Here is an 8331-nt window from a genome sequence, read left to right on the forward strand (position 1 = left end):
TCAATAGACCCACGGGCCGACGTCGTCCCCACCATGATCCAACCTGAGTGACGACAGGAGGCCCGGTGGCTCAGCCGTACGCGGATTCGACACAGCCGCACCCGCACAGCCCGCAAGCGTCCCCGACGCCCGGCCCCCGCCCTGAGGCCCAGGGCCTCTACGACCCGGCGCAGGAACACGACGCCTGCGGGGTGGCCTTCGTGGCGGACCTGTACGGCCGACGGTCCCATGCCGTCGTCGCCAACGGGCTCGGTGCGCTCTGCCGCCTGGACCACCGTGGCGCCCGGGGCGCGGAGCCCAACACCGGCGACGGCGCCGGCATCATGATCCAGGTACCGGACGCGTTCCTGCGCGCGGTCGCCGACGTCCCGCTGCCGCCGGCCGGCGAGTACGCCACCGGTCTGGTCTTCCTCCCCGACGACGACGCCGCCGAGGCCCGCGCCCGTCGGGTGGTCGAGAAGTACGCGCTGGTCGAGGGCGCCCACCTGCTCGGCTGGCGGGACGTGCCGATCGAGCCGGAAGGGCTCGGCGAGACCGCTCTGGCGGCCATGCCGCGGGTCCGGCAGGTCTTCGTGGCCGCGCACCGCCTCACCGACTCGCCCGCCGGACCGGCCGGTTCCGCGCTGCGCGGCATCGATCTGGACCGGGTGGCGTTCTGCCTGCGTAAGCAGGCCGAGCGGGAGACCGCCGAGCGCGGCGTGCCGGCGTACTTCCCGTCGCTGTCCAGCCGCACGATGGTCTACAAGGGCATGCTCACGCCCGACCAGCTGCCGGCGTTCTACCCGGACCTGCGCGACGAGCGGGTCGACAGCGCGATCGCGTTGGTGCACTCCCGCTTCTCCACGAACACGTTCCCGTCCTGGCCGCTGGCGCACCCGTACCGGTTCATCGCCCACAACGGCGAGATCAACACGATCCGCGGCAACCGGAACTGGATGCAGGCCCGCGAGGCGCTGCTGCGCTCGCCGAACGTGCCGGGCAACATCCGGCGTGTCTTCCCGGTCTGCACCCCCGCCGCCTCCGACTCCGCGAACTTCGACGAGGTGCTGGAGCTGCTGCACCTGGCGGGCCGGAGCCTGCCGCACGCGGTGCTCATGATGATCCCCGAGGCGTGGGAGAACGACCCCGGCATGCAGCCGGACAAGCGGGCGTTCTACCGCTTCCACGCGAGCCTCATGGAGCCTTGGGACGGGCCGGCGTCGGTCGCCTTCACCGACGGCGAGATCGTCGGCGCGGTGCTGGACCGCAACGGTCTGCGCCCGGGGCGCTGGTGGCAGACCGACGACGGTCTCGTCGTGCTGGGCTCCGAGGCGGGCGTGCTCGACCTCGACCCGGCCCACGTGGTCGCCAAGGGCCGGCTACAGCCGGGCAAGATGTTCCTGGTCGACACCGTCGCCGGCCGCATCGTGCACGACGACGAGATCAAGTCCGAGCTGGCTGCCGCGCAGCCGTACGCCGAGTGGCTGCACGCCGGGCTGATCGAGCTGGACGACCTGCCGGCCCGCGAGCACACCGTCTACACCCACGACTCGGTGCGTCGTCGCCAGCAGACCTTCGGCTACACGCAGGAGGAGCTGAAGGTCCTGCTCGGGCCGATGGCGCGTACCGGCGCGGAGCCGCTGGGCTCGATGGGCACGGACACCCCGATCTCGCCGCTGTCGACCCGACCGCGGCTGCTCTACGACTACTTCCACCAGCTCTTCGCGCAGGTCACCAACCCGCCGCTGGACGCCATCCGCGAGGAGCTGGTGACCAGCCTGGCGTCGACGATCGGGCCGGAGGGCAACCTGCTCGACCCCAGCGCGGCGAGCTGCCGGCAGATCGTGCTGCCGCATCCGATCATCGACAACGACGAGCTGGCCAAGATCCTCTCCATCGACGAGGACGGTGACCTGCCCGGCTTCAAGGCCGTCCGGGTCTCCGGCCTCTACCGCATCCGTGAGGGCGCGGCGGGCATCAAGGCGCGGCTGATCGAGATCTGCCGGCACGTCTCCGAGGCCATCGAGGACGGCGTCCGCATCCTGGTGCTCTCCGACCGGGACTCCAACGCCGACCTCGCGCCGATCCCGTCGCTGCTGCTCACCGCCGCCGTGCACCAGCACCTGGTCCGCGAGCAGACGCGTACGCAGGCGGCGCTGATCGTGGAGTCCGGCGACTGCCGGGAGGTGCACCACGCGGCGGTCCTCATCGGGTACGGCGCGGCGGCGGTCAACCCGTACCTGGCGTTCGAGTCCGTGGAGGACATGATTGCTTACGGCCATAATTCGGCCTCGGCGCCGCTAGGCGGCGCTCCGGAGCGAATGAAGGCCGCTGGCGCGCTGGCCGGTGTGGAGCCGGCCGCGGCGGTGCGCAACTACGCCAAGGCGCTCGGCAAGGGCGTCCTGAAGATCATGTCCAAGATGGGCATCTCGACGGTCTCGTCGTACTGCGGCGCACAGGTCTTCGAGGCGGTCGGCCTGGACAGCCGCCTGATCGACAGGTACTTCCGGGGCACTCCGAGCCGGATCGGCGGCGTCGGGCTGGCCGGTGTGCACACCGAGGTGGCCGCCCGGCACGCGTTGGCCTGGCCGCCGGCGGGCACCGCCGACTCCGACCGGCTGGAGGTCGGTGGCGAGTACCAGTGGCGTCGCGAGGGTGAGCTGCACCTGTTCAACCCGGAGACGGTATTCCTGTTGCAACACGCCACCCGCAGCCGGCAGTACGACGTCTTCCGCCAGTACACGTCCAAGGTGGACGCGCTCGCCGCGCAGGCCGGTTCGCTGCGGGGCCTGTTCACCCTGCGTACCGGGGTCCGTCCCCCGGTGCCGATCGAGGAGGTCGAACCGGCCACCGAGATCGTCAAGCGCTTCGCCACCGGCGCCATGTCGTACGGCTCGATCTCCGCCGAGGCGCACGAGACGCTCGCCATCGCGATGAACCGCCTCGGCGGCAAGTCCAACACCGGCGAGGGTGGCGAGGACGTCGAGCGGCTGCACGACCCGCTGCGCCGCTCCTCGGTCAAGCAGATCGCCAGCGGCCGGTTCGGTGTGACCAGCGAATACCTGGTCAACGCGGACGACCTCCAGATCAAGATGGCCCAGGGCGCCAAGCCCGGCGAGGGCGGCCAGCTCCCCGGTAACAAGGTCTGGCCGTGGATCGCCCGTACCCGGCACGCCACCCCCGGCGTCGGCCTGATCTCGCCGCCGCCGCACCACGACATTTACTCCATCGAAGACCTCGCCCAGCTCGTGCACGACCTGAAGTGCGTCAACCCGGCGGCCCGGGTGCACGTCAAGCTGGTCAGCGAGGTGGGCGTCGGCACCGTCGCCGCGGGCGTGGCCAAGCTCAAGGCCGACGTCATCCTGATCTCCGGTCATGACGGCGGCACGGGCGCGTCCCCGATGAACTCGCTCAAGCACGCCGGCACCCCCTGGGAGCTGGGGCTGGCCGAGGCGCAGCAGACGCTGCTGCTCAACAAACTGCGCGACCGGGTCACCGTGCAGGTCGACGGCCAGCTCAAGACCGGTCGGGACGTCCTGGTCGCGGCGCTGCTCGGCGCGGAGGAGTTCGGTTTCGCGACCGCGCCGCTGATCGTCTCGGGCTGCGTGATGATGCGGGTCTGCCACCTGGACACCTGTCCGGTCGGCATCGCCACCCAGAACCCGGTGCTGCGGGAGCGGTACACGGGCACCCCGGAGTTCGTCGAGAACTTCTTCCTGTTCCTCGCCGAGGAGGTCCGGGGATACCTGGCCGAGCTGGGCCTGCGGTCCATCGAGGAGGCCATCGGGCAGAGCGAGCTGCTCGACGTGGCCCCGGCGGTGTCGCACTGGAAGGCCCACGGGCTCGACCTGGCTCCCGTCCTGCACCTGCCGGAGCTGCCCGCCGGCACCGCCCGACGCGGGGTGCGCGCCCAGGACCACGGTCTGGAGCACGCCCTGGACAACGAGCTGATCGCGCTGGCCCGGCCGGCGCTGTCCGACGTGGGGTCCCGGGCGGAGGCGGCCAACGCCGAGGCGCGGGACTTCGCGCAGGTGACGCCGGTCCGGGTCGAGGTAGCGGTGCGTAACGAGCACCGCAGCGTCGGCGCGATGCTCGGCGGCGAGGTGACCCGCCGCTTCGGCGGCAAGGGCCTCCCCGAGGACACCATCGAGTTCGTACTGCACGGCACCGGCGGCCAGTCGTTCGGCGCGTTCCTGCCGCGGGGCGTCACCCTGCGCCTGCACGGCGACGCCAACGACTACGTGGGCAAGGGCCTCTCCGGTGGGCGCATCATCGTCCGTCCGGACGCCGCCGCGCCGTTCCTGGACCCCGACGCCGAGCCGGGGCAGCGCGCGGAGGACCAGATCATCGCCGGCAACACCATCCTGTACGGCGCCACCGCGGGCGAGGTATTCCTGCGGGGCCGGGTGGGGGAGCGCTTCGCGGTGCGCAACTCCGGAGCGGTCGCCGTCGTCGAGGGCGTCGGCGACCACGGCTGTGAGTACATGACCGGCGGCACCGTGGTGGTGCTCGGCGCGACCGGCCGTAACTTCGCCGCCGGTATGTCGGGCGGAACCGCGTTCGTGCACCGGTTGGACCGGTCCAGGGTCAACGCCGAGCTGGTCGACCTGGCGCCGCTGCGTGAGCAGGAGCAGACGCTGCTGCACGAGCTCGTCCAGCGGCACGTCGCCGAGACCGGTTCGGCGGTCGCCGAGGAGCTGCTCAAGCGCTGGCCGGAGGCAGTGGCCGAGTTCACCGCCGTGGTGCCCCGCGACTACCGCCGGGTGTTGGAGATCATGAAGGCCGCCGAAGCCGCCGGCCACGACGTCGACGACGCGGTGATGAGCGCGCTCAGCGTGCCGGCCGCGCCGGTGCCGGCCGCCCCGCGGGTGGCGGCCCAGGAGGTGGCTCGTGCCTGACCCGAATGGTTTCCTGCGCTACGACCGGCGGTTGCCGGCCCGCCGCCCGGTGCCGGTGCGGATCAGCGACTGGCGCGAGGTCTACCCGCCGGCCGGCGAGGAGCTGATCCGTGAGCAGGCCACCCGTTGTATGGACTGCGGCATCCCGTTCTGCCATGACGGCTGCCCGCTGGGCAACCGCATCCCGGACTGGAACGACCTGGTGCGGACCGGCAACTGGGACGCCGCCGTGGAATCCCTGCACGCCACCAACAACTTCCCGGAGTTCACCGGGCGACTCTGCCCGGCGCCCTGCGAGGCGGCGTGCGTCCTCGGCATCGCCGGTGGCCAGCCGGTGACGATCAAGCAGGTCGAGGTGGAGATCGCCGACGCCGCGGCGGCGCGTGGGTTCAGCCCTCGCCCGATCCCGACGCCGTCGGGCCGCTCGGTGGCGGTGGTCGGCTCCGGGCCCGCCGGTCTCGCCGCAGCCCAGCAGCTCGCCCGCGCCGGTCACGCCGTGACCGTGTACGAGCGCGACGACGCGATCGGCGGCCTGCTCCGGTACGGCATCCCCGACTTCAAGTTGGAGAAGCGGCACATCGACGCCCGGTTGGCGCAGCTCACCGCGGAGGGGGTGCGCTTCCGCACCGGCGTGAACGTCGGCGTCGACGTCACCGCCGAACAGTTGCGCGCCGAGCACGACGCGGTGCTGCTGGCCTGCGGCGCGTTGCAGGGCCGGGACACTCCCGAGACGCCGGGGCGGGCGCTTCGGGGCGTACACCAGGCGATGGCGCACCTGGTCGCGGCGAATCGGGCGGTCGCCACCGCGACCATCGACGAGGCCGGCGTCGTGCCCACCGGCGAGCGCCGGTTGGCGCGGGCGGTGCTGCCCGACGGCACCCCGATCGACGCGGCCGGCAAGCACGTGGTGATCATCGGTGGCGGTGACACGGCGGCGGACTGCCTCGGTGTCGCGCACCGGCAGGGCGCCGCGGGCGTGCACCAGCTCGACCTGTACCCGCAGCCGCCGCAGGAGCGCGACGAGGCGCGGGACCCGTGGCCGACGTGGCCGTGGGTCCTGCGCAGCTATCCGGCGCACGAGGAGGGTGGCGAGCGGGTCTTCGCCGTGGCGGTGCAGGAGTTCGTGGACGACGGCACCGGTCAGGTGCGGGCGGTACGGATTGCCGAGGTGACGGTGGAGAAGGTCGACGGCCGACGGGTCGTCACCGTGGTGCCGGGTTCCGAGCGGGAGCTGTCCGCGGACCTGGTGCTGCTCGCGATCGGCTTCGAGGGCACCGAGCAGCAGCCGCTGCTGGAGCAGTTCGGGGTGGCCCGCAACCCCCGGGGCGCCATCGACGCCCGGGCGGACTGGCAGACCGACGCCGACGGCGTGTTCGTCGCCGGGGACATGCACCGGGGCGCCTCGCTGATCGTCTGGGCCATCGCCGAGGGACGCGCGGTGGCCGCCGCGATCCACGGCTACCTGGGCGGTGTCGGCGCGCTGCCGGCCCCGGTCGGCCCGGCAGCGCAGCCGCTGGCCGCCCGCTGAGCTGAGGGGGTCTGGTCGGCGCGGCGAAACTCCGTGCCGGCCGGACATTCCCCGAAGTGAAACCATTCACAAATCTGGGCAAAAAGGTTTGAGCCGGCAAGACTTGTCGGCTGCCGAACCGCGCCGCGATCGGCTCGCCGTATGTCGTCGATCGCTGGAGGTTCATCGTGGCCACGGGTGCCACCTTCGCCGCGCTGCGCCACCGCAACTACCGGATCTGGGCGCTCGCCGGGTTCGTCTCCGTCATCGGGACCTGGATGCAGGTCCTCGGAGTCAACTGGTACGTGCTGAAGGCGACCGGCTCGGCGACCTCGATGGGCGTCGCCGTGCTGCTCCAGGCGGCCCCCACGCTGCTGCTGAGCGTTTGGGGCGGGGTGCTGGCCGATCGCCTCCCCGCCCGTCCGCTGCTGATCACCGCCCAGGTGGCCCACGCCGCGTTCGCCGCGGGCCTCGCGGCGGTCGCCCTGACCGGGACCGGCGGCCTGCCGCTGATCTTCGCGATCTCCTTGGCCAGTGGCGCTGTCTCGGCGGTCGAGGGGCCGGTCATGGGCCGCTGGTCCTCGACCCTGGTGGATCGCGAGACGCTGGGCAACGCGCTGGCGCTCGGTTCGCTCACCAACTCCGCCGGACGCATCCTCGGCATGAGCCTCGGCGCCGTCGGGGTCGCCGCCGTCGGCCCGGCGCTGCTCTTCGGCGTCAACGCGGCGAGCTTCGCGGCCGTGGTGGTGGCGCTGCTCGCCATACGACCGGGGGCCCTGCCCGCCTCGGCGATGGCGACCGACGGCCCGACCCGCCACGGTGTGCGCGCCGGGTTCTCCTACCTGCGCGGACAACCGGTGCTGCTGCTCGCGCTCGCCCTGTCGTTCGTGCTGGGCAGCCTCGGCCGCAACTACCAGGTGACGATGGCGGCGATGAGCGACGGACCGCTGGCCGTCGGCGCGTCCGGCTACGGCCTGCTGTCGACGGTCTTCGCGGTGGGGACGGTGGTGGGCGCGCTCGTCGCCGCACGGCGGCGGTCGCTGAGCTACGGGACCCTGGTCGGCGCCGGTCTGCTGGCCAGCGGACTGCAGATCGTCGCGGGTCTCGTCCCGGGCGTCTGGGGCTTCGCCGCGGTGATCCTCCCGATCGCCGCCGCCGCGGTCGTCATCGACACCACGGTCGGCACCCGCGCCCAACTCGACACCGACGGCGCGATGCGGGGTCGCGTGCTCGCCGCGCTCGCGGTCACCGGGTCGGTCTCCGCCGCGGTCGGCGCGCCGCTGCTCGGGTGGCTGGCCGAGCACGCCGGACCCCGGCAGACGCTCGTCCTGGCCGGATCGGTCGCCGCGATCGCCACCACGGCGGCGGCGGTCGCCCTGGACCGGCAGCACCGCCGTGTCGCCCCCCTCGCGCTGGTCGTTCCACGGCCGCGTCATCCGGTACGCCGAGCGGCGTGGCGCGCGGCCCGCGTCGTGCGGCCCGCCGGTGCGGTGTGCGTCGTCGCCACGGGCGGACCCGCTGCGGGCCCCCTCCGGCTGGGGGAGTTGGCCCTCGCCGGCCAGAGCGCTCGCCACTGAGACAGCGGTCACCGCTTCCGGGACCGGATGGTATGAAGATCATCGTTACGCTGCGATCGGCTCGCATTTGATCATGCTCGCAAGAGCGACAGTTCGTGAGAGCAGGGCAGTATGACCCGCCGGTTGAGGAACAGGTTTGGGAGGCTCTGATCGGTCAGCAGGTGAGGACCTGTTGCGCTAGTTGCGCCAGGGCGTCTTGCTTGTCCGTGTGCTTGCGCGCGAAATCTGCGATGGAGTCGACCCAGCGCTCTCTTGCGTCGGTGGGTAGGCCAGCGGAGTTATTGACCCGTAACCCAAATGGTTTGTGATCGTTTGGGGTGTATGGGCGTTACGGTGCGGGACGCGCGTCGGCTTTCCCCTGTGGCGCAAG

At 72.2% G+C, this 8331-nt stretch carries 3 protein-coding genes; all 3 read left to right on the forward strand.

Annotation, left to right across the window (positions count from 1 at the left end; genetic code table 11):
• The first annotated feature begins 65 nt into the window (after window positions 1-65).
• The 3 genes from gltB (at window position 66) to ACLQ24_RS06360 (ending at window position 7961) form a co-directional block, all read left to right on the forward strand.
• Window positions 66-4877, forward strand: coding sequence for a glutamate synthase large subunit (gene gltB, locus ACLQ24_RS06350; RefSeq protein WP_425889560.1), 4812 nt, complete (start codon window positions 66-68; stop codon window positions 4875-4877).
• The gene (locus ACLQ24_RS06355; RefSeq protein WP_425889562.1) at window positions 4870-6405 is read left to right on the forward strand and encodes a glutamate synthase subunit beta; all 1536 of its coding nucleotides are present in this window, start codon (window positions 4870-4872) and stop codon (window positions 6403-6405) included. The genes gltB and ACLQ24_RS06355 overlap by 8 nt, the downstream gene beginning before the upstream one ends.
• A 167-nt stretch (window positions 6406-6572) precedes the next feature.
• The gene (locus ACLQ24_RS06360) at window positions 6573-7961 is read left to right on the forward strand and encodes an MFS transporter (RefSeq protein WP_425889564.1); all 1389 of its coding nucleotides are present in this window, start codon (window positions 6573-6575) and stop codon (window positions 7959-7961) included.
• Window positions 7962-8331 lie beyond the last annotated feature (370 nt).

The sequence above is a fragment of the Micromonospora sp. DT4 genome (genome assembly GCF_049841675.1).
GTDB lineage: Bacteria > Actinomycetota > Actinomycetes > Mycobacteriales > Micromonosporaceae > Micromonospora.